The sequence below is a fragment of the Mycobacterium sp. 852014-52144_SCH5372336 genome, assembly GCF_001665615.1.
GTDB lineage: Bacteria > Actinomycetota > Actinomycetes > Mycobacteriales > Mycobacteriaceae > Mycobacterium > Mycobacterium neumannii_A.
On sequence record NZ_LZSW01000066.1, the window covers coordinates 1 to 20,713 of the forward strand.

A 20,713-nucleotide genomic window follows, 5' to 3' on the forward strand; every position below is an offset into this window, starting at 1 on the left:
CGCGGATGCGGATAACCACTTGGCATGCGCAACGCTCCTAAATCCAGGGATGTTGCACTGACCGTATGAATCTGCCCCGCCGAACGCGTGACGGTAACCCACGTTCGGCGCAGAGGGGAGGGTGCGGGGGCGCGGTCGTCAGGATTCGACCCGCACCTGATCCTTGACCGACAACACGATCGGGGGAGCGGTCCGCCAGTTCGGCACGCCCTGCTCCTCACCGGCGGTCGCCCGTTTGTCCTCGCGCACGCCCACCCAGTGCGAGTGGTTGAGCTGATGCAACGTGAAACACGACTGCAGCGCGTTGTAAAAGCCCATGTTGTCGACCGACTGATTGACCGACTCCTTGATGAGCAGCGCCGCCATCGTCGGTACCGTGGCGATCCGCCGTGCCATTTCCAGTGTGCGATCGGCCAATTCGTCACGCTTGAAGATCTTGCTCACCATCCCGAGTCGGTACGCCTCCTCGATGTCGATGGCGTCGCCGGTCAACATCAGCTCCTTGGTGCGCCGCGGACCGAACTCCCACGGATGGCCGAAGTACTCCATGCCGCACATCCCCAGCCGGGTGCCCACGACGTCGGCGAAGCGCACCTCTTCGCTGCCCACGATCAGGTCGCATGCCCAGATCAGCATCAGACCCGCCGAGAACACGTCGCCGTGCACCTGCGCGATCGTGATCTTGCGGAGGTTGCGCCAGCGCAGGTTGTTCTGGAAGAAGTAGTGCCATTCCTGCAGCATGATCTTCTCCGCGCCCTCGCGCGTCCCCCCGTTGATGGCCGCCGTGGGATGCTGCTCCGGCCCCGGCATGAACTCGGCCCGCGCCTGCTTGGAACCGATGTCGTGGCCGGAGGAGAACATCGGTCCCTCGCCGGCAAGGATGACCACGCGAACGGTGTCGTCGGCCTCGGCGCGGGCGAACGCCTCATCGAGTTCGACCAGCATCCCGCGGTTCTGCGCATTGCGCTGCTCCGGACGATTCAGCGAGATCCGAACGATCTGGCCGTCGTCGAACATCTCCCACTTCAGAAACTGATACTCGCTCATCGTGTCCTCCGGATCGGGCCAATCTGGCAATGGTGTTGTCGTTTATTGAGAAGGTATGTTCTCACGGGTTGGATGGATCGACTGAAAGGGTGCACATGTCGGACTGCCAACGTAACCCGCGGGTGGTTCTGTGGGGGCCAGGCCAGGTCGGTGTCGGCGCGCTGCGTGCGCTGATCGCCCACCCCGGCCTGGACCTCGCGGGCGTGGTCGTACACGCCGAGGCCAAAGACGGCATGGACGCCGGTGCGTTGTGCGGCATGTCCGCGACCGGAGTGATCGCGACCCGCGACATCGACTCGGCGCTTTCGCTGGATGCCGACGTGGTCGCCTATTTCGCCTCGGGCGACTACCGCTACCGGGAGGCCGCCGAGGACATCGCCCGCTGTCTGCGCGCGGGCAAGAACGTGGTGTGCACCTCCCTGGTTCCGATGTGTTACCCGCCTGCCGCCGACAAGGACACTGCCGAGCTCATCGCGTCGGCGTGCGAGGAAGGGGGCACGAGCTTCTTCAACAGTGGTGTGGATCCGGGGTGGGCCAACGACGTCATCGCATTGACGATGACTGGATTCAGCAGTCGCGTCGACACCATCACCATGCTCGAAATACTCGACTACGGCCCGATCAACCAGCCCGACATCATGTTTGACTTCATGGGTTTCGGCCACCCGCCCGACCATCCGGCGCCGCTGTTCGACACCGAGCGCCTCGCGGCGCTGTGGGCACCGACAGTCCATCTCGTCGCCGACGGCGTGGGCCTTCCTCTCGACCGCGTCGTCACCACGATCGACAAGTGGTTGGCCACCGAACGCTACGAGGTCGCATCGGGCTGGATCGACCCGGGCACCATGGGCGGCATGCGGTTCAAGCTGGCGGGCATGGTGGACGACGAGGAACGCGTCGTGCTCGAGCACATCACACGCATGGGTGAGCAGTCGGCTCCGGACTGGCCGCGCCACCCCTCCCCGCACGGCGGTTACCGCGTCATCGTCGACGGGCTGCCGACCTACACCGTCGACATCGAGATGCACGGGCGTGGAAACAACATGCGTGGCTTGACATATGCGACCGTGATGCGTGAGTTGAACGCCATTCCGGCCGTGATGGCCGCACCACCCGGAGTGCTGTCGACGCTGGACCTGCCGTTGATCACCGGACCCGTGCGCGGTGGCACATGGCGGGGCGTCCTACCCGGTACGACAACGTCGTGAACCGGGCCCCGGCCGTGTCGACGGACATCTGGACGGTGATGGAGACCGCGTCGGCGGTGCGGCGGTATCGCGACGAACCGGTCGACGATGCCACGCTGCAGCGGTGTCTGCGAGCGGCCAGCTGGGCGCCGTCGGGTGCCAACCAACAGCCATGGCGGTTCGTGGTGCTGCGCTCCGAGCAATCCCGTGCGCTTGTCACCGCGGCCGCACACCGAACGTGGGACGAGCTGCAGCGGTTCTACGGAATCACGTCTCCCGATGACGGCGCGGACGATTCGCGGTCTCGGGTGCTGAGATCGATGGCCGACCACATGCGGAACGGCGGCGCCGCACCCGGTCTCGTCCTCTTCTGCGTCCGGCCACAAGCTGGGGCATCCGAGCTACAGCAAGGCGGTTCGATATTCCCGGCGGTGCAGAATTTCCTATTGGCCGCCCGCGCCCAGGGGCTCGGGGCGGCGATCACGTTGTGGCACATGGGCTGTGAAGAGCAGTTGCGCTCATTGATCGGGATCCCGGACGACTGGATGCCGGCGGCGTTGGTGACGCTGGGATGGCCGGCGGGCCACCATCACACAGTCCGTCGGAAGCCGTTGTCGGAAGTGGCGGCGGTGGACAGGTGGGATCAACCCTGGCTGTCCGGCACCTCGCCGGATTGATCAGGAGAAGTTTCACGGGTCGGATCGAACCGCACACTGACCTTCTGAAAGCCTTTCGCCCGTTCGGCTTTCGCCCGTCGGCTGTAGGTGCGCCGGTCGGCCGAGGTGAGGTCGACGTCGTCGGTGAACGGCGTCATCAGTGAACGGGGATACAGCTGGTCGACGCGCACAACGTTGACTTCGGCGCACATCACCAACGTCACCGAAACCAGATACAGGAACGCAAGCAGGCCCAGAACCAACGCGAACACGCTGTTGGTCGCGCTGGTCGATTTGACGACGTGGGAGACGTAGTTCGCGCCGAACCACTGCAGCAGCTGCCATATCACCGCTGCCGCGAGGGCGCCTGGGAGCACGTCGCGGTACGACACGGAACGGGCGGTGGTGACGCGGAACGCGACCAGGCAGATGAGTGCGTTGATCGCGACGGTGGCGACGGTGACGCCCACTTTGCCGAACCACCCCAAGCTGGCCGTCGCGTGGCCGACCGCCGACAGGACCGTCGCGGTGACCGCGGCCGAACCGAGCACGAACAACAACAGCAGGCTGCGCAGCCTCGACCGGATCGGGTCCGGGCGGTTGTTGCGGGGCACCGCCCATACCGAGTCCATCGCGTTCTGCAGCGCCTGCCCGACACCGAGACCGCCGTACAGCGCACCGGCGATCCCGACCACGACGGCCGTGACCCCACCGCTGAGTTGCTCCGGCCGTTCGAGCTGGCTACCGATGACGGGGAACTGGCCGAGTGTGGACTGCAGGATCTGTTGCTGAATCTCCGGGCGGCCGACCAGTATCACCCCAAGCGCGGTGGTCAGCAGCAATAGCAACGGGAACAGGGAAACGAACGCGTAATAGGTGATCAGCGCCGCCAGATAACCGCCCTGATCGTCGACGTACTTGTAGATCACCGCGATGGCGAAACCCACGCGGCGGTTGCGTCGCTGCAGCCGGTCCAGCCAGCCCACCATCCCGGAATCCCTCCGCCGATGCGCTGTCGATACCCGCTAACCGGCCGGGTGAATCCGACGTCAGCCGCCCTCGTTGCGGCGCGCACGCGCCCGCCGCTTGCCCTCGTGCATCGCGGCCACCCGCGCGACGGGGATGGTCCTGCCGTGCTCGATCAGGTCGGGGGGCAGCGTCTGCGGTGCCGGCATCGCCTGCACCCATGGGTCGCTGCCGCCCAGGACGTCGATCGCGTTGTGCACGGTGAAGTCGGCCGGTGTGATGCGGTCCAGGTCCGACCAGGCGACCGGGAACGACACAGGGGTGCCGGGGCGCAACCGGGGACTGTATGCGGCGACGACCGTCGCGCCCCCGGCGCGGGTGGAGTCGATGAAGACCTTGCCCTGGCGGTCCTCGACGATGAAAGCCGTGGTAGCACGGGAAGGGTCGAGCGATTCTGCGCGAGCGGCCAGCGCGCGGGTGGCCGCCGCGACGTCGTCGACCGGTGCGCTGTCGTCGACCGGGACGAACACGTGCACTCCCTTGGCGCCGCTCGTCTTCACCGCTCCGGCCAGGCCGCAGTCCGAAAGCGCCTGCCGCACAAGGTGAGCCGTGGCGACGACGGCCGCAAAGTCGCTTCCCTCCGGCGGGTCGAGGTCGAGCACCAGATGCGTTGGGCGGTAGATGTTCTCGGCCAAGCCGAGGGCGGGGTGGTACTCGACGGCGCGCTGGTTGGCCAGCCACAGCAACGTGCGCCGACCGTCGCACAGCGCATAGCGGACCTCACGGTGGGAGGACTCGGCCCACATCGAGACGGTTTTCACCCACTCGGGGGTGTACTTCGGCACGTTCTTCTGCATGAACGGTGCCCGCCCGCGCAACACCCGCAACACCGTCAAGGGACGTCCCGCGAGGCCGGGAAGAATCCGATCGGACACCGCGTCGAGGTAGTCGATCAGATCGCGCTTGGTGGCATTGGCGTCCGGGCTCAACGGTTGGTCGAGGTTGGTCAGGTCGACCCCGGCGCGCTGCTCCTCGGCGCTCATCACCCCACCATAAGCGCGGGGCGGCGATCAGACGCTGAGTCGGCGGTAGCGCTGCAGCCGTCGAACCCCCGCGGCCGAGACCACGCCGTCGTGCGGTGCCAGCGCCGCCGTCATGCGCGCGCGGACGTCGTCGACGTCGACATGGGTGCCGATCGCGACGAGTCCGTTGGCGACCGCCGTCGACGGTGCGTTCGCGATGTGGACAGACGTGCCCACCACATTGACGACATAGCGGCGCGTGCGCTCTCGGTACCGCACCGCGACCGTGCCCTTGAGCCGGTACACGCCCGGGGGCGGCGTTTCGAGCAGGTCGATCAGCGCCGCGGGATCGACGCAACCATTGCTGGTCACCGTGACCGAATCGGCGTGCACGTGCGGGTGATCATGGGCGTCTCCGGTGTCGACGAGCAGTTCGCGCAGGGAGAGTTGCTCGCCGACGTCGACGGATGCGGACACGTCGTACAGCAGCGCCGGATCGACACGTCCGGCCGTCGCACCCACGACGTGTGCGTCCGGATTCCGTTCGCGCACACGCTTTTCGATTCTCCCGAGCGTCTCTTCGCGGGCGTCCTCGGAGATCTGGTCGAGTTTGTTGACCACCACAAGGGTGGCCGCCCCGTATCGCGCCGGCGGGGTGGCGTGGTCGTCGACGGTGTCGAAATGTGCGGCGGCGTCGATGACGTCGACAATGCCGCCGGGCCGCACCCGCTCCACCCCGCTGAATCGGATGATCCGCGACACCGCTATCGGGTCGGCCAGTCCGCTGGCCTCGATGATGATCGCGTCCAGGCCGAGCTTCGGGTCGGCGAGCTTGGCCAGCGCGTCGTCGAGCCCGCCTTCGTCGGGAAGGCAGCAGATGCAGCCCCCGGCGATCGAGGCCGGTTCGTCAACCTGCCCCGTGACCAGCGCCGCGTCGACGTTGAGTTCGCCGAAGTCGTTGATGATGACGCCGACGCGCGCACCCGGCTGGCGCAGCACGTGGTTGAGCAGCGTGGTCTTACCCGCGCCGAGGTAGCCGGTCAGAGCGATGGCCGGAATCGTCGTCGCTGTCACGCGACACATCATCGCAGCGTTTCGATCGGCACCGAGCGGCTATCCCGCGGTGATGGCTATTCCAGCAACGCCGCCGACAATCGGCTGCACCTGGGGCTCGCCATAGGCATGCTCGCTCTGGGTCTGCTACCGGGCCGCACCGGTGACGCACCCGATCTTCGACGCGGCTAGCCATTTGCTGTGCGTCCGCCCACAGAGGGTTTCGGACCCCCGCGGATGTGGAACCTAGACCCCTGAGAGGAGGCCCGAATGACGGACCACGACAAGGCCGGCCAGGCACGCGAAGGCCTGATCGACTCGGTGAAAGGCAAGGCCAAAGAGATGTTTGGCGCTATCACCGGAAACGACTCGCTGACCGCCGAAGGCCAACTGCAGCAGGCCGAGGCCGAACGCCGCAAAGAAGCCAACACGATCGACGCGGTCGCCGACGCCGAGGCGCGGGAGGCCCGCAACGATGTGGTGGAGGCCAAGCGCGAAGGCGCCAAGGAGCGCACCGCGGCGAACGCCGAAGCGGCCGCCGAAAAGGGCGCGGTCGAGAACCAGAAGGCCGCCCAGAAGCGCGCCGCCGAAGCCGCGGCCCATCAGCAGCTCGAGCGCGAGCGCACCCAGGCCGAAATCGACGCCGAGCGCAAGGCGCGCGAAGCCAAGGCCGAGCAGCGAGCCGGGGTGCACGACGCCGACACCCAGCTCGCCGGCGCGCTCGAAGAACACCGCGAAGCCGTCGAGGAGTCGGCAAGCGCGAAAGCCGAAGCCGCCCGTATCCGGCGGCAGGCCGAAAACCTCAACGACGACGCCTGAGCAGGGCGTAGAAGGAGCTTGAACCGATGAGTCTCACCGCTATTCCGAAAGCGGTGCTGAAGTTTCAGTACCAGGTGGCCCGCGTGCCGCTGCAATTGATCGACGACCGGTTTGTCGCCCGGATGGACGACGAAGCGCCGGCCCGGCTGTTCTACGAGCGTTCCCTGGGGATGCTCGACACCGCCGTGGGCACGGCACTCGGTGATCACGAGCTCCAGAAGCGCGGCGCCACCCTCGTCGAGCGCAGCGACGCGTTGCGCCGCGCGGCAGAACTCGACGCGGCCGCCGACGAGAACGTCAAGCAGGCGGGCCGAGAGCTGAAGGTGACCCGCGAGAAGGCGCTGCAGGACAAGCAGAAGACGTTCGAGGAGACCGAGGCCGAAGCCCGCCAGGCGCGTACCGATGCACAGGAGCGGAAGCGCGCGGCCGTCGAGAACGCCGAAAAGAAGATCGTCGAGGACAAGAAGAAGGCCGACGAGATCGCCGAGCAGCGCAAGAAGAACGTCGAATCGGCCAAGCGCCGCGAAGAAGAGCAGATCGACGCGGCCGAGCGCAGTGCAGCGAAGGTGGCCAGCGTCAAGATGGCCGACGCGCAGGACAAGCGCGTCGATGCCGCCACGACGCGTGCGCAGGCCGACAAGATCGACGACCTCGCCGACGCCGAGAAGGAAAAGCGGCAAGCCGATCGCTGACGCGGGTTAAATCCCGAGCAGTGACTCGATCCAGCCTCGCGCGAAGTACAGCAGGAAGCCCGCGGCGACCACCCACAACAGTGGGCTGATCTCGCGGGCTTTTCCTGCTGCCGACCGCAGTACCACCCACGCGATGAAGCCGACGCCGATGCCGTTGGCGATCGAGTACGAGAACGGCATCGTGGCCACCGTCAGCACCACGGGCAGCGCGACCGAGAACTCGGAGATGTCGATGTGTCGCAGATGCGACACCATCATCGCTCCAACGATCACCAGCGCGGCCGCTGCCACTTCCGTCGGCACCACCGACGCCAGCGGTGAGATGAACATCGCGGCGAGGAACAGCACGCCGGTCACGATGTTGGCCAGCCCGGTCCTCGCGCCCTCGCCGATGCCCGCGCCCGATTCGACGAACACCGTGTTCGACGAGGCCGACGATGCGCCGCCGACCACGGCGCCCGCGCCTTCGACCACCAGCGCCGCCCGCAGGCGCGGGAAGGTGCCTTTCTCGTCGGCGAGTCCGGCCTCGCGGGACAGGCCCGTGAAGGTGCCCATAGCGTCGAAGAAGTTCGCGAACACGAGCGTGAACACGAACATGGTCGCGGCGATCACCCCGATGCGGCCGAAGCTGTCCATGCTGAAGGCGCCGACGAGCGACAGGTCGGGAAGCGCGAACGGTGAGCCCGACAGCGTCGGGACCGACAGGCTCCAGCCTCCGGGCTTGTCCGCGGCGGAGCCGAGGTGCCAGATCGACTCGATCACGACCGCGACGACGGTGCCGGCGACGAGCCCGATCAGGATGCCGCCCCGCACCTTTCGAGCCACCAGGATGCCGGTCAGCAGCAGCGTGAAGGCGAAGACGACAGTGGGCACGGTGCTGATGGAGCCGCTGCCGTTACCGCCGAGGCCGACCGGTGGTGACGCGACACCCGTCGAACCGATGAACCCGGCGTCGACGAGGCCGATGAACAGGATGAACAGCCCGATGCCGGCCGTGATGGCCAGCTTCAGCTGCATCGGCACGGCATCGAAGACCAGCCGCCGCAACCCGGTCGCCGCCAGTACAACGATGATGAGCCCGTTGATCACCACCAGTCCCATGGCTTCGGCCCAGGTGAGGGAGCCGACGAGCGTCGTCGCCACGAATGAGTTGATGCCGAGACCGGCGGCGAACGCGAACGGCATCCGCGCGATGAGACCGAACAGGATCGTCATCACGCCCGCGGCCAGCGCCGTGACCGCTGAAACCTCGGCGAATTGCAGTCGATCGCCGGTGACGTCTTCGGAACCGGACAAGATGATCGGGTTCAGCACGATGATGTAGGCCATCGCGATGAACGTGACCAGCCCGCCGCGGGCCTCCGCGCCGACCGTCGTGCCGCGCGCCGAGATCTCGAAGAAGCGGTCGAGGCGGTTCATTTCTCAAACCCTATGGGGTGTCCTCGACACGCGTCATCTCGTGCAGGGCCCCTAGGAACGCTCGCCGGTCGGCGGGCGAGAGCACCGAAAGCCACCGCTCCTCGCCACGCTGGATCTCCGCCTGCACCGAATCTTTAAGAGCGCGACCGGATTCGGTGATCTCCAGCAGTCGCACGCGCCGGTCCGCCGGGTCGGGTATGCGCTCGATGTAGCCGCGTTCCTGAAGCTCGTCGAGCGTGGGGATGATCCGGGTCTTGTCGGCGCCGATCGCTTCGGCGAGGGCGGCCTGGCTGCGTACCGGGGACTCGTCGAGCGCTGACAGCACGGCGTAACCCCACATTGAGATGCCGTGTTCGGCGAGCACGGGGGTCTCCAGGGCGATCAGCTGGCGCATCAGCGGGGCGAGCATGGCCGCGAGGTCTCGTCGTCGCGGCTTGGGCGGCATGCAGGGATATTAAGCGTTGACCAATGATAGGCAGTCATATATCGTAAGCGCATGCATACGATTAGTGATCCGCGACCGCTCCATCGAACAGCGGTCAACGCCTCCGTCGATATCGTCTCGCGAGTGACGGTTGACGACCTCCATCGTCCGACGCCGTGTGGCGGGTGGGACCTCGGCGACCTGCTGACGCATATGACCGTGCAGCACAAGGGGTTTGCCGCCTCCGCTCGCGGAGCCGGCGGCGATCTCGGGGTGTGGGAGCCCCTGACCGTCGCGGATGCGGTCCGCGCCGACCCCGGCGGCGCCTATGCCGCCGCGGCCGCGGAGGTGGTGGCCGCGTTCGCTGCCGAGGGGGTGCTGGAGGCGACGTTCGCGCTACCGGAGTTCGGCGAGGACGCCACGGTTCCGGGTGCGATGGCGGTCGGTTTTCACTTCGTCGACTACGTCGTGCACGGGTGGGACGTCGCCCGCAGCATCGGTGTGCCGTTCGGGTTGCCCGATGACGTCGTTGCGGCCGTCGTGCCCCTGGCGATGGGGGTCCCTGACGGTGAAATCCGAGACGCTGACAACTCACCGTTCGCGCGTGCCGTGCAACCTCAGGCCGACGCGAGCGACCTGGATCGGGTGTTGCGCCACTTGGGCCGATCGCCCGATTGGCGGCCCACAGGCGTCAGCGCGGGTCGATGAGATCGCGCAACCTCTCCGCCGGTACGACGGACGCGCCGGCCTCGCGTACCCGCTCGGCAAGCGTGCGGTCGGACGTGGCCACGCTGATGTCGGCGGGCCGATCATCGGCGAGGACAAGGCGGACGATCTCGTCGTCGGCTGAGTTGGGCGCCGGGCGCGGGGCATAGGCGACGGTGACAGCCGACGAGTCGATCGGAGGCTTGGGTGGGCGTTCGAACACCACGGTGACATCGTCACGGGGAGACCGCCAGGATTCCAACCGCTCGACCAGGGTCACCATGGCGCGATGACGATCACGCCACCAGCCGTCGGGGCGCGATCCGATCACATTCATACCGTCGACGATCCACCGCATCGCGTGTCGAGGACCGGCGTCGGTCGACGGGGCGGGTTCAGAACGCGTGGCCGGTCTGCTTGGCCGTCGGATGCCGACGGCCAAGCAGGTAACCGAGCCAACGAATATCGAGTAGCACCTGGTCGCCTTCCGCTATGCGGTCTTCTGGGTCAACAGCGGCAGCAGTCGACGCCGTTTCTCGATGTTCTCCGCGAAGTGATGAAGCGCATCGGGCACCGATGCTGCGACCGGGACGCTCACACCGGACGCATGCAACACTCGTTGCACTTCATCACTGGCGACGACGGCCCAATCCACCTCAGCGTGGAAGCAGCACTCATCGATGTCGTACATCAACGAAATGAGTTGCTCTGCACACGAACTCACTTCGCTCAGATCGAGGATGAACGGCTTCTCAGCCAGAACGAACCGGCGAGCGAACGCGGTGATCCGTTCGATGTTCCGGTCGTCGATGATGCCGTCGACCGTCACAACCGTTGCCAGCTGGCGGCACACGGCATGAAGCTGGGCCCCGGCGCAGTCGAATGTCGGATTCCCGTACATCACCGCCTCCTCGATTAGTCAGCTTCGTCGATGAAGCCCAACTTATGCCGCGAGATTAAGGCAAGCGCCAACGGCGACTAATACTTTGGTAAGAAGCAGTTTTTGCGTTAGCCAGCAAATCAGTCGCGCTGCATCCACTGGGGTCCGGAGTAGTTCTCCCACGGGCTGTAGTCGACGAGCAACTCCTCCTGGGCGGGTCGTTCGTGTTCGGGCACGTGCTGAAGGTTGATCCTGATGCGGTACCAGATCGAACTGGGACCCCGCATACCGTCGACCAGAATGTCTGCGGGCTCCAACTTTTCGGCTGCGGCCGAGTGCCGTCGTCGCCATTCGTCCAACGCCGCCATCGCCTCGTCCTTGGTCTTCGTGCGGGCGATCTCGATGAGCGGCTTAGAGGAGACCCGCCGACCGGTTCCTCCGCTCGAACGTTTGGCCCCGCGTGGTGCCCGTTCCGCCGGACCGAGCCGGTCGGCGAGGTCGAGCAGCGCGTCAAGCGTTCCCGCTGAATCGTCGATGCCCTCCCAGGGGTCACCGTGTTCGGCGAAACGTTGTGGCACCGTCGCGATCGTGAACGCGTCCGGCCGGCATCCGGGCACCTCTGTCCAGAGCAGCGGCGTCGACACCCTGGCGTCAGGGGTCGCGCGCACCGAATAGGCCGACGCGACGGTTCGATCGAACGCGTTCTGGTTGAAATCGACGAAGACGCCCTCGCGTTCTTCCTTCCACCAGCGCGCGGTGGCGATCTCGGGCGCTCGGCGCTCGACCTCGCGGGCCACCGCCTGCGCGGCGAGCCGGACGAACTTGAACGGCCACCGCCTCTGGATGCGGGCGTAGATGTGGAAGCCCCGCGATCCCGATGTCTTGGGCCACGCCGTCAGCCCATGGTCCTCGAGCACGTCGCGGGCGACCATCGCGACGTCGATGATCTGAGGCCACTCGACACCCGGCATCGGGTCGAGGTCGACGCGCAGCTCGTCGGGATGCGCTAGATCGTCTGACCGAACCGGATGGGGGTTGAGGTCGACGCATCCGAGGTTGACCGCCCATACCAGGCCGGCCGCATCGCGCAGCACAGCTTCGGCCGCCGATGTCCCTGACGCGTACTTCAACTCGGCGACGTCGACGAAGTCAGGCCGCTTCTTCGGCGCGCGCTTCTGGAACACGGCCTCCTCGGTGATGCCCTTGACGAACCGCTTGAGGATCATCGGCCGGTCACGGACACCGCGCAGGGCGCCGTCGGCGACGCTGACGTAGTAGTGCATCAGGTCCGACTTGGTGACGCCGATATCGGGGAAGACGACCTTGTCGGGGTGGCTGATGGGCACCCGGTGACCCTCGACCTCCAGGTACCGGGGTGCGGCCATAACGTCATGCTAGTTTCCCGGCCGCACTGCGACGCGGGTCACATATGGTGGGGACATGGCAAGACTCTCCGAGCTCCCGTCGCAAGCGCTCGCCAAGGCTCAGCAACTCGTCGAACGCGGGTCGGCCGAGCTGCACTACGCCACCAAGATGTTCGGAGCGGGCGCGTTCAAGATCGAACCACCGCAGAACGTCGCCGGAATGCTCGCCGACATCCGGCGTTGGGGCGAGTTCGGGATGATCCCAGCCTTGAACGCCCGCCGCACCCCCGATCGCACCGCGATCATCGACGACTTCGGCGAGATGACGTTCAAGGAACTCGACGACGCAGCACATTCAGTGGCCAACGGCCTGCTGGAGAAGGGTGTCAAGGGCGGTGACGGGGTCGCGATCCTGGCCCGCAACCACCGGTGGTTCCTCGTCGCGCTGTACGGCGCGGCCCGCACCGGTGCGCGGATCATCCTGCTCAACAGCGAGTTCTCCGGGCCCCAGGTCAAGGAGGTGTCCGAACGTGAGGGCGCCAAGCTGATCATCTACGACGACGAGTACTGCCAGGCCGTGTCCAAAGCGGATCCGCCGCTGGGCAAGCTGCGCGCGCTCGGCGTGAACCCCGATAAGGACGAACCGTCGAACAGCACCGACGAGACGCTCGAGGACTTCGTCTCCCGACACTCCGGTAAGGCGGCGCCCAAGGCGACCAAGCATTCGTCGGTGATCATCCTGACCAGTGGGACGACGGGAACACCCAAGGGCGCCAACAGAAGTACACCGCCCACCCTCGCTCCCATCGGCGGCGTGCTCTCGCATGTTCCGTTCAAGGGTGGTGAGATCACCGCGCTTCCGGCGCCGATGTTCCACGCGTTGGGTTTCCTGCACGCGACGATCTCGATGATGTTGGGCACGACGCTGTTGCTGCGCAGGCGGTTCAAGGCTCAGAAGGTTCTCGAGGACATCGAGGAGCACAAGGTGACCGCGGTGGTGGTCGTGCCGGTGATGTTGTCGCGCATGCTCGATGCGCTTGACGACATGGATCGCAAGCCCGACTTGTCGTCGCTGCGGATCGTGTTCGTATCGGGGTCGCAGCTGGGCGCGGAGATGGCGCAGCGCGGCCTCAAGATGCTCGGACCCGTGATCTACAACCTGTACGGGTCGACCGAGATCGCGTTCGCCACGATCGCGCGACCGCAGGATCTTGAGAAGAACCCGGCCACCGTCGGACCGGTGGTGAAGGGCGTGAAGGTCAAGATCCTCGACGACGACGGCAACGAACTGCCCCAGGGCGAGGTCGGGCGGATCTTCGTCGGCAACTTCTTCCCGTTTGAGGGCTACACCGGCGGCGGCCACAAGCAGATCGTCGACGGTCTGATGTCGTCGGGTGACGTCGGCTATTTCGACGAGAACGGTCTGCTCTACGTCAGTGGCCGCGACGACGAGATGATCGTGTCCGGCGGCGAGAACGTGTTCCCCGCCGAGGTGGAGGACCTGATCAGCGGACACCCGGAGGTTGTCGAGGCCACCGCGGTGGGTGTCGAGGACAAGGAATGGGGTCACCGGCTGCGGGCGTTCGTCGTCAAGTCCGACGGCGCCTCGATCGGTGAGGACGACATCAAGGGTTATGTCCGCGAGCACCTGGCGCGCTACAAGGTGCCGCGAGAGGTCGTCTTCCTCGACGAGTTGCCGCGCAATCCAACGGGCAAGATCCTGAAGCGTGAGCTCCGGGAGATGGACGTCGACGGAGGCGGCGGGAAAGCGAAGTCCGACGGAGGCGGCGAGAAAGCCAAGGCCGACGGAGGCGGCGGGAAAGCCAAGGCCGACGGAGGCGGCGAGAAGAAGGCCGACGAGCAGTCGGACGAGAAGGCCGACGAGAAGGCAGAAGCCAACCAGTCGGAATAGTCAGGTCGTGCCTTAATCGGCCATCGCGGCCGCGCCCGGAATCGACAGGCACACCAGCATCAGCAGGAGCAGGAACCATCCGGCACCCTGCCACTGGACCCAGGTGCCCTTCGCCTTCCACTCGCGGTAGGTCTTGATGAATGCGCCGATACCGCCGACCAAGAGGATTGTGGGCACCGTGGAAGCGGCGACGACCGAGGTCTTCGACACAAGGGCGTAGATGACGAAGGCGACGGCGGCCACCGCGACCACCACCGCGGTGTAGGTGGCAGCGGCCCGGAACGCTTTCGGCCGGTCCCAGCGTTTCTCGACGTCGTCGGTCATAACAGAAATGTTGCCGTCGGTACGTTCATTGAAACGCTCATCAGGGATTGTTGACGAACGCGGACAGGCATCCGGGGATGTCGCGGCAGGCGATCACCGCCGTCTGGTCGGGCGGGCCACCACGTACTCGCGGCGGTCGGGACCCGAAGTTGCACGACTTCACCCAGGGGTTCCCGGGGATGATGCCGGGATAGCAGGGCGCGGACTGTTCGCGTGGCGTCGGATCGTCGGCAAGGACCATCGGCGTCAGAAACAGCCCTGTCATCGCCGCCGTGCCGGCGACGACGCGGGCGATATGGACACCGAGACCGCTCATCACTACCGCCAACCCTTGGACGCAACCGCAGATCTCAGGCTACGCCGTTCCAGCAAGCGCTTTTACGGATCGCGCGGCAGTCCCAACAGGCGTTCGGCGATGATGTTGAGCTGCACTTCGGTCGTGCCGCCGTAGATGGTTGTTGCCCTGCTGCCGAGCAGGTACTCCGCCCACCGGCCGGGCTCTTGCTCCGGGTCGCCGATCGCGCCGTCGGTGCCGAACGAGGACACCGCGAACTCCGCATAGCCCTGGCCGGTTTTCATCGACAGCAGTTTGGAGATCGCCGCGGACGGCATCGGATCGGCACCGGCGAGTGTGAGCAGCGTCGAGCGCATATTGAGCACCTTGGCGGCATGCCCTTCGGCGATGAGCCTGCCCGCGTGGTTCTGCTCGATCTGGTCGAACTGCCCGTCCTGGAGGAACGTGATGAAGTCGGCCAGGCTGGCCAGGAACGGCGGCTCACTGCTGCCGATCGAAACCCGTTCGTTGGTCAGCGTGTTCCTGCTGACCTCCCAGCCGCGGTTCACCTCACCGAGCACCATCTCGTCGGGCACGAACACGTCGTCGATGAAGACCGTGTTGAACATCGCGTTGCCGGTCAGCTCGCGAAGCGGCTTGACCTCGACGCCCTCACTGGCCATGTCGAGCAGGAAGTAGGTGATCCCGTTGTGCTTGGGCGCCGACGGGTCGGTGCGCGCCAACAGCGCGCCCCACTGCGAGTACTGCGCACCGGTGGTCCAGATCTTCTGCCCCGTGATCCGCCAGCCGCCGTCGACCTTCGTGGCCTTGGTCGTCAGGCTGGCCAGGTCCGAACCCGCACCGGGTTCGGAAAACAGCTGACACCAGATCATTTCGCCGCGGAAGGTGGGCGGCAGGAAACGCTGTTGCTGTTCGTCCGTGCCGAACGCGACGATCGAGGGGATGATCCAGGCCGCGATGCCCATCTGCGGGCGCTTGACCCGGCCGGTGTCGAACTCCTGGGCGATGATGATCTGCTCGACGGGGCCGGCCGCGCGTCCCCACGGCTTGGGCAGATGCGGTTGCACCCAACCGCCCTCGGCGATCGCGACGTTGCGCTCTTCGCGTGAAATGGCTTTCAGCGCAGCCACTTCCGCGCGGATCTCGTCACGCAGCTTCTCGGTCTCGGGATCGAGATCGATGTTCAGTTTGCGCATCCCCGTGCTGGTCGCGACGTCGACGACCTGCTGCGGGTAGTCGGCGTGCCTGCCGAAACCGGCCGCAAGCACCAGTGCGCGCCGGTAGTACACGTTGGTGTCGTGCTCCCAGGTGAACCCGATGCCGCCGTGCACCTGGATGCAGTCCTGAGCGCAGTGCTGGGCGGCCTCGGGCGCCAGGGTGGCCGCCACGGCAGCGGCGAACTCGAACGCGATTTCCGCAGAACCGGTTTCGGGGTCTTCTCCGCTGCGCACGTGCGCAGTGAACTCGTCGATGGCGCGGGCCGCATCCCAGACGGCGGCGGTGGCCCGCTCGGTGTCGGCGATCATCGAAGCGCACTTGTGTTTGATGGCCTGAAACTGCCCGATGGGCCTGCCGAACTGTTCGCGAATCTTGGCGTACGCCGCGGCGGTGTCGGTGGCCCACCGCGCCACGCCGATGCACTCCGCCGACAGCAGCGTCGAGATCAGCGCCCGCGCCAACGGCCGGCTCAGGTTGCTCAGCACCCGGTCGTCGCTCACTTCGATGGCGTTCGCCCGCACGTGTGCCAACGGGCGTAGCGGATCGAGGCTCTTGACGGGTTCGATCTCCAGTTGGTCGGCGTCGAGGATCACCCACTCCTCGCCGCTCTCGATGGCGACCGGCAGCACCAGCAGCGACGCCTCTGCGGCGCCGGGCACCGCACGGACCTCGCCGCGGATGACCAGACCGGCGGCATCACCTTCGCCGTGGCGGGTGGCGGTCAGGCTCGAGTCGATGGCGTAGGTCGCGATCGTCGCGCCAGAGGCCAGATCGCCCAATTGTGGGGCGTTGGGGTCGTGTGCGGCGATCAGCGCACTGGCGATGGCCGACGGAACGAACGGCCCCGGCACCGCGCCGTAGCCGAACTCGGCGGCGACGATGGCCAACTCGAGTATCCCGAAGCCCTGCCCGCCAACGTCTTCGGACAGGTGCACACCTTGCAGACCTTGATCGGCCGCGCCCTTCCAGTAGGGCGGCGGATTGGGAATCGGCGTCTCCAGCGCTTCGTGGAGCACCTCGGAGGGCGCCACCCGAGCGACGAAGGACCGCACCGAGTCGGCCAGGTCGCTGTGCTCAGGATTGATGGCGATGGGCATACCTGCACCTCACTGTGACGGACCGTCCCTATTAACCGGTCGGTTGGGAGACACGATACCGTTCACGACGTCGGCCAGTTCACGGCCGTCCCACAGCCGCCGGCAGTTGTCCAGACCGTGTTCCAGATACCTGCGCATCGTGTCGGCGGTGTACCAGGTGACGTGCGGGGTGAGCACGACGTTGTCGAGCCCGAGCAGCGGGTTGTCGGTCTCTACGGGCTCGGTGGCGAAGACGTCGAGGCCCGCCCCGGCCAAGTTTCCAGACCGCAGCGCGTCGACGAGGGCGGGTTCGTCGACGATGGGCCCGCGGCTGGTGTTGACCAGGACGGCGCCGGGCTTCATCCGGTCCAGCGCTGCGCGGTCGATCATGCCCGCTGTCGCGTCGGTCAGCGGAAGATGCAGCGAGACGATGTCGCTGGCGGCCAGCAGGTCGGGTAGCGCACGCCAGCTCCGATGGCCGTCGTCGCGCGTGCTGGTGTGCAGAACCTCGGCATCCATCGCCCCAACGATTCTCTCGACCCGGGTGGCGATGTTGCCGTAACCGACCAAACCGACGGTGCAGCCGCCGATGTCGCGCACGGTTTCGCCCAGGCTCGGGTCCGACGGCCAGCCCCTTCCCTCCCGGGTGGCGCGGTCGAGTTCGGTCACCCTGCGCAGGACGGCCAGCATCAGCAACACGGCTCCCTCGGCTACCGACGGTGCGTTGGCCCCCGGCATGTTGGCGACCGCGATGCCTTTGGCGGTCGCGGCGTCCACGTCGATGGTGTTGACTCCGGCGCCCATCTTGTGCACCAGCAGGCAGCGTCGCGCTTGGGCGAGATCGTCTCCCGAAATCGGCCGAAGCACATGCCAGATCACCTCGGCATCGGGAAGCTCCCGGTAGAAGGCGGTGTCGTCGTCCTCGGCGCAATAGCGGATATCGAGCCAATCAGACTGCGGTGCAACGAAATCGATTGCCTTCGAACCGGGAGTGAAGTGAGCGAGGACCCTCAGCGGCGAGCGTTCGCGCGGCGGGTCGGCGTCTAACGCCACCGCTTCGCGATCCACTTGGCGATGGTATCGGCTTGTTCGCTGCGCGCACCGGGAGTGGTGAAGTAATGGTCGGTGTCGATCGAGGACTGCATCTTGTCTGAGCCGGCAAGCGCGTCGAAGATGCGCTGGGCATCCGACGGGAACACGCCGGTGTCCTGGTCGGCGTTGATCACCAGAGCCGGGCACGTGATCCGGTTGAGGTGCGGTTCGGCGCGAGTTTGGGCGTGTCGGAGGCTCCACATCCCGATCCAGTTGCGCAATGTGCAGGCCGCGGCGATACCGCGTGCAGATCTGTTGGCCTGCATCGGCACTCCGGCATAACACATGTTCGCGGGTCGCTTCGTCGGCTCCAGGGCGGGATCGACCATGCGCGGGTCCGCCCACGTCCGCAGCACTGTGAACGGGCGGTCGGAGAAACCGGCCGCCCGGACATGCTCGAGTTCGGCCTCGGCCCAGTCCGTGATCGCGTCGTTTCGTGCTATCTGGGCGGCACGGTACCGCTCGACGAACTCAGCCGAAAATGGCGGACCGTTATTCTCATCGAAGAGATCAAGGTTGGGATCGCTTGCGACCGCGTCGGTTTCGTCGATGACCGCCGCGTCCATCCAGGCGGTGAGCACGTCGGGGCGGCCGGGATGCGCCGCGGTCGAGACGTACCCGTCGGCGGCAGGCAGGTCGGTCAGGCCCGTTGCGGGACGCATTCCCGGAAGCGGTGTCACATGTGGGTCGACGGCCTGTGCCTGGTAGGCCGCCATCAACGATCCACCCCCGGAATTTCCGAGCAGCACAATGGTTTCCACGCCTTGGACCTCGCGCAGCCATCGCACGCCGACGCCGATGTCCACGAGCGCATGGTCGAGCAGGAAGCTGCTCTCGAACCCGCGATAACGGGTGTTCCAGCCCAGGAAACCGATGCCGCGGGTGGCCATGTAGTCGGCGAGATAGTGCTCGGAGAAATCGATCTGGTAGTGCGTGGCGATCATCGCGACCTTCGGTTTGCGGCCCACCCCGCGGTGATAGAGGCCCTGGCACGGATGCCCACCCGCACCTGCCCGCCGGGCGGTCGGGGAATCGAGGCCGACGAACTCACGGATAACACCCGGCGTTGCGTTGCTCGATGGCGTTTTGGTCATCCGGGTTGCCTTCTGCCGAGCCAAAAAGCAAGGGCTACAGGCTGTTCAACGATCTTGATGATCGGTCTGACCGGCGGTGGGACGCGCGGAACGATCGTCATAACGGTGCTGGTCCGTTCGTCATTGCTCGTGATTGCCCCTGATGCTAAATTCGATTTGCGTTTCTGGCCAGAGATTCGCGCTAGGAGGCGCCCAGTGATCAGGCCCGACAATCCCAACACCGAGTTCGAACTCGGCGGCATCAACCATGTCGCGCTGGTGTGCTCGGATATGGCGAAAACCGTCGACTTCTACAGCAACGTCCTCGGTATGCCGTTGATCAAGTCGCTCGATCTGCCGGGAGGCATGGGGCAGCACTTCTTCTTCGACGCCGGTAACGGCGACTGTGTCGCATTCTTCTGGTTCGCCGACGCGCCGGACCGGGTTCCCGGCGTCTCCTCGCCCGAGGCCATTCCGGGGATCGGGGACATCGTCAGCGCCGTCAGCACGATGAACCATCTGGCATTTCACGTACCCGCCGAGAAATTCGACGAATATCGGCAGCGGCTCAAGACCAAGGGCGTGCGGGTCGGTCCGGTGCTCAATCATGACGACAGCGAGGCCCAGGTTTCGCCGACGGTGCATCCCGGCGTTTACGTCAGGTCGTTCTACTTCCTCGACCCGGACGGCATTACGCTCGAATTCGCCTGCTGGACCAAAGAGTTCGGCGAGAGTGACGCGAAGGCCACGCCGAGGACCGCCGCGGACCGGCGCCCGAGGGTGACCGCCTGAGCTGGTCAGGCGTCGTCCGTCGGCACACCTGAGATCGCGTTGATGTTCGCCGCGAGCCGGTCGATGAGTTGGTCGGCGTCCAGATCTAGGCGCCCCGCCAGCCACATGCTGATCGTCTGGCCCACCCCGCCGACCGCGAAATGCGCCGTCGCTTCGTCGAGTTCGTTCTCGTACGGGCCGACCGCGCCCGCGTGCTGCAGCAGCAACTGTGCGAACAGGGCTGTGGACTCGACGCGTTTGCGCATGATCACCGTGTTCGACAATTCAACGCTGAACACCAGGCGACCCACGCGCAGATCTGCGGCGATGGTGTGCACGATGTTCGCCATGGCCGCGCGCGGCTGCTCGCGGGGCGGCGCGGCCGCAACGGCCGCCTGGGTCGTCGCCGCGATATCGGCGATCACCCAGTCGTAGACCTGGGCGGCGAAGTCGTCCTTGTCGTGGAACGTCTCGTAGAAGTAGCGGACACCCAGGCCGGCCTTGGCGCAGATCGCCCGCACTGTCAACTCGGCGAGATCGTCGGCACCCGCGCCGAGCAGCTCGAGTCCGGCGTCGAGCAGGCGCAGCCGGCGCTGCGCGAGGCGCTGGACCGCGGCGACGCCCCGATAGGGCCGTACCTGTGCCATGACCGCCATCTTGACACCCGGCACCGAGCGGAGGCAATATCAGGAAACACGTGTTCTCACATTCACGATAG

Annotated in this window: 22 protein-coding genes; 7 read left to right on the forward strand and 15 right to left on the reverse strand. The window is 66.2% G+C overall.

The genetic code is table 11. The annotated features are described in order from the left end of the window. Positions 1-138: 138 nt before the first annotated feature. Positions 139-1,047, reverse strand: coding sequence for an enoyl-CoA hydratase (locus A5759_RS24410; RefSeq protein WP_068201928.1), 909 nt, complete (start codon positions 1,045-1,047; stop codon positions 139-141). A 122-nt stretch (positions 1,048-1,169) separates the two neighbouring features. Here A5759_RS24410 and A5759_RS24415 point away from each other — a divergent pair, with 122 nt between their 5' ends. Both A5759_RS24415 and A5759_RS24420 read left to right on the forward strand, forming a co-directional pair. After that, positions 1,170-2,255: a dihydrodipicolinate reductase gene (locus A5759_RS24415; RefSeq protein ID WP_068202025.1), complete on the forward strand. Its 1,086-nt coding sequence runs from the start codon at positions 1,170-1,172 to the stop codon at positions 2,253-2,255. 38 nt (positions 2,256-2,293) lie between these two features. Continuing rightward, positions 2,294-2,911 carry a nitroreductase family protein gene (locus A5759_RS24420; RefSeq protein ID WP_068202027.1) on the forward strand — a complete coding sequence of 206 codons (618 nt, stop codon included), beginning with the start codon at positions 2,294-2,296 and terminating at the stop codon, positions 2,909-2,911. Here the strand turns inward: A5759_RS24420 and A5759_RS24425 are convergent. The 3 genes from A5759_RS24425 to A5759_RS24435 are packed head-to-tail and all read right to left on the reverse strand — an operon-like array spanning position 2,878 to position 5,961. Continuing rightward, the gene (locus A5759_RS24425) at positions 2,878-3,879 is read right to left on the reverse strand and encodes a YihY/virulence factor BrkB family protein (RefSeq protein WP_068201930.1); all 1,002 of its coding nucleotides are present in this window, start codon (positions 3,877-3,879) and stop codon (positions 2,878-2,880) included. The genes A5759_RS24420 and A5759_RS24425 overlap by 34 nt on opposite strands. 60 nt (positions 3,880-3,939) lie before the next feature. Continuing rightward, a complete protein-coding gene (locus tag A5759_RS24430; RefSeq protein ID WP_068201932.1) occupies positions 3,940-4,899 on the reverse strand; it encodes a DNA polymerase domain-containing protein in 960 nt (319 codons plus the stop codon). Between the two features lie 27 nt (positions 4,900-4,926). Further along, positions 4,927-5,961 carry a GTP-binding protein gene (locus A5759_RS24435; protein ID WP_068202029.1) on the reverse strand — a complete coding sequence of 345 codons (1,035 nt, stop codon included), beginning with the start codon at positions 5,959-5,961 and terminating at the stop codon, positions 4,927-4,929. Between the two features lie 240 nt (positions 5,962-6,201). Between A5759_RS24435 and A5759_RS24440 the strand changes: the two genes are divergently transcribed. Together A5759_RS24440 and A5759_RS24445 are read left to right on the forward strand one after the other, a co-directional pair. Continuing rightward, a complete protein-coding gene (locus A5759_RS24440; protein ID WP_068201934.1) occupies positions 6,202-6,750 on the forward strand; it encodes a CsbD family protein in 549 nt (182 codons plus the stop codon). A 26-nt stretch (positions 6,751-6,776) separates the two neighbouring features. Then, a complete protein-coding gene (locus tag A5759_RS24445) occupies positions 6,777-7,442 on the forward strand; it encodes an IF2 family translation initiation factor (protein WP_068201936.1) in 666 nt (221 codons plus the stop codon). Between the two features lie 6 nt (positions 7,443-7,448). Here the strand turns inward: A5759_RS24445 and A5759_RS24450 are convergent, their stop codons facing one another. Together A5759_RS24450 and A5759_RS24455 are read right to left on the reverse strand one after the other, a co-directional pair. Continuing rightward, positions 7,449-8,861, reverse strand: a complete 1,413-nt coding sequence (locus A5759_RS24450; protein ID WP_066847782.1) for an NCS2 family permease — start codon at positions 8,859-8,861, stop codon at positions 7,449-7,451. Positions 8,862-8,871: 10 nt separating this feature from the next. Beyond that, positions 8,872-9,306, reverse strand: coding sequence for a MarR family winged helix-turn-helix transcriptional regulator (locus A5759_RS24455; RefSeq protein WP_068201938.1), 435 nt, complete (start codon positions 9,304-9,306; stop codon positions 8,872-8,874). Positions 9,307-9,357: 51 nt separating this feature from the next. Between A5759_RS24455 and A5759_RS24460 the strand changes: the two genes are divergently transcribed. Then, complete coding sequence (locus A5759_RS24460; RefSeq protein ID WP_068201940.1) at positions 9,358-9,993, forward strand: TIGR03086 family metal-binding protein; 636 nt, start codon at positions 9,358-9,360, stop codon at positions 9,991-9,993. Here A5759_RS24460 and A5759_RS24465 read toward each other — a convergent pair. The 3 genes from A5759_RS24465 to A5759_RS24475 all read right to left on the reverse strand — a co-directional run bounded on the left by A5759_RS24465 (position 9,977) and on the right by A5759_RS24475 (position 12,255). Next, the gene (locus A5759_RS24465) at positions 9,977-10,348 is read right to left on the reverse strand and encodes an NYN domain-containing protein (RefSeq protein WP_066847775.1); all 372 of its coding nucleotides are present in this window, start codon (positions 10,346-10,348) and stop codon (positions 9,977-9,979) included. The two genes, A5759_RS24460 and A5759_RS24465, sit on opposite strands and share 17 nt — an antisense overlap. Before the next feature lie 132 nt (positions 10,349-10,480). After that, positions 10,481-10,843: an anti-anti-sigma factor gene (locus A5759_RS24470; RefSeq protein WP_369816268.1), complete on the reverse strand. Its 363-nt coding sequence runs from the start codon at positions 10,841-10,843 to the stop codon at positions 10,481-10,483. 167 nt (positions 10,844-11,010) lie between these two features. Beyond that, positions 11,011-12,255, reverse strand: a complete 1,245-nt coding sequence (locus tag A5759_RS24475) for a DNA polymerase domain-containing protein (protein ID WP_068201941.1) — start codon at positions 12,253-12,255, stop codon at positions 11,011-11,013. 55 nt (positions 12,256-12,310) lie between these two features. Here A5759_RS24475 and fadD2 point away from each other — a divergent pair, with 55 nt between their 5' ends. After that, positions 12,311-14,146: a long-chain-fatty-acid--CoA ligase FadD2 gene (gene fadD2 / locus A5759_RS24480; protein ID WP_082962270.1), complete on the forward strand. Its 1,836-nt coding sequence runs from the start codon at positions 12,311-12,313 to the stop codon at positions 14,144-14,146. Between the two features lie 12 nt (positions 14,147-14,158). Here fadD2 and A5759_RS24485 read toward each other — a convergent pair whose 3' ends face one another. The 5 genes from A5759_RS24485 to A5759_RS24505 form a co-directional block, all read right to left on the reverse strand. After that, positions 14,159-14,470 (reverse strand): hypothetical protein, encoded by a 312-nt coding sequence (locus A5759_RS24485; RefSeq protein WP_068201943.1) that lies wholly within the window; start codon positions 14,468-14,470, stop codon positions 14,159-14,161. 40 nt (positions 14,471-14,510) lie between these two features. Continuing rightward, entirely contained in the window at positions 14,511-14,786 is a 276-nt protein-coding gene (locus A5759_RS24490) for a hypothetical protein (RefSeq protein WP_231984733.1), read from the reverse strand. Between the two features lie 62 nt (positions 14,787-14,848). Beyond that, positions 14,849-17,080 (reverse strand): acyl-CoA dehydrogenase, encoded by a 2,232-nt coding sequence (locus A5759_RS24495; RefSeq protein WP_068201945.1) that lies wholly within the window; start codon positions 17,078-17,080, stop codon positions 14,849-14,851. Between the two features lie 9 nt (positions 17,081-17,089). After that, positions 17,090-18,127, reverse strand: coding sequence for a 2-hydroxyacid dehydrogenase (locus A5759_RS24500; protein WP_369816269.1), 1,038 nt, complete (start codon positions 18,125-18,127; stop codon positions 17,090-17,092). Continuing rightward, complete coding sequence (locus tag A5759_RS24505; RefSeq protein WP_068201947.1) at positions 18,103-19,245, reverse strand: alpha/beta hydrolase; 1,143 nt, start codon at positions 19,243-19,245, stop codon at positions 18,103-18,105. Before A5759_RS24505 ends, A5759_RS24500 begins: the two co-directional genes overlap by 25 nt. A gap of 195 nt (positions 19,246-19,440) precedes the next feature. On the opposite strand from A5759_RS24505, the gene A5759_RS24510 reads away from it, so the two are divergent. Further along, positions 19,441-20,016: a VOC family protein gene (locus A5759_RS24510; RefSeq protein ID WP_068201949.1), complete on the forward strand. Its 576-nt coding sequence runs from the start codon at positions 19,441-19,443 to the stop codon at positions 20,014-20,016. A gap of 5 nt (positions 20,017-20,021) precedes the next feature. On the opposite strand, the gene A5759_RS24515 is transcribed toward A5759_RS24510, so the two are convergent. Next, complete coding sequence (locus A5759_RS24515) at positions 20,022-20,642, reverse strand: TetR/AcrR family transcriptional regulator (protein ID WP_068202034.1); 621 nt, start codon at positions 20,640-20,642, stop codon at positions 20,022-20,024. Positions 20,643-20,713: the final 71 nt, after the last annotated feature.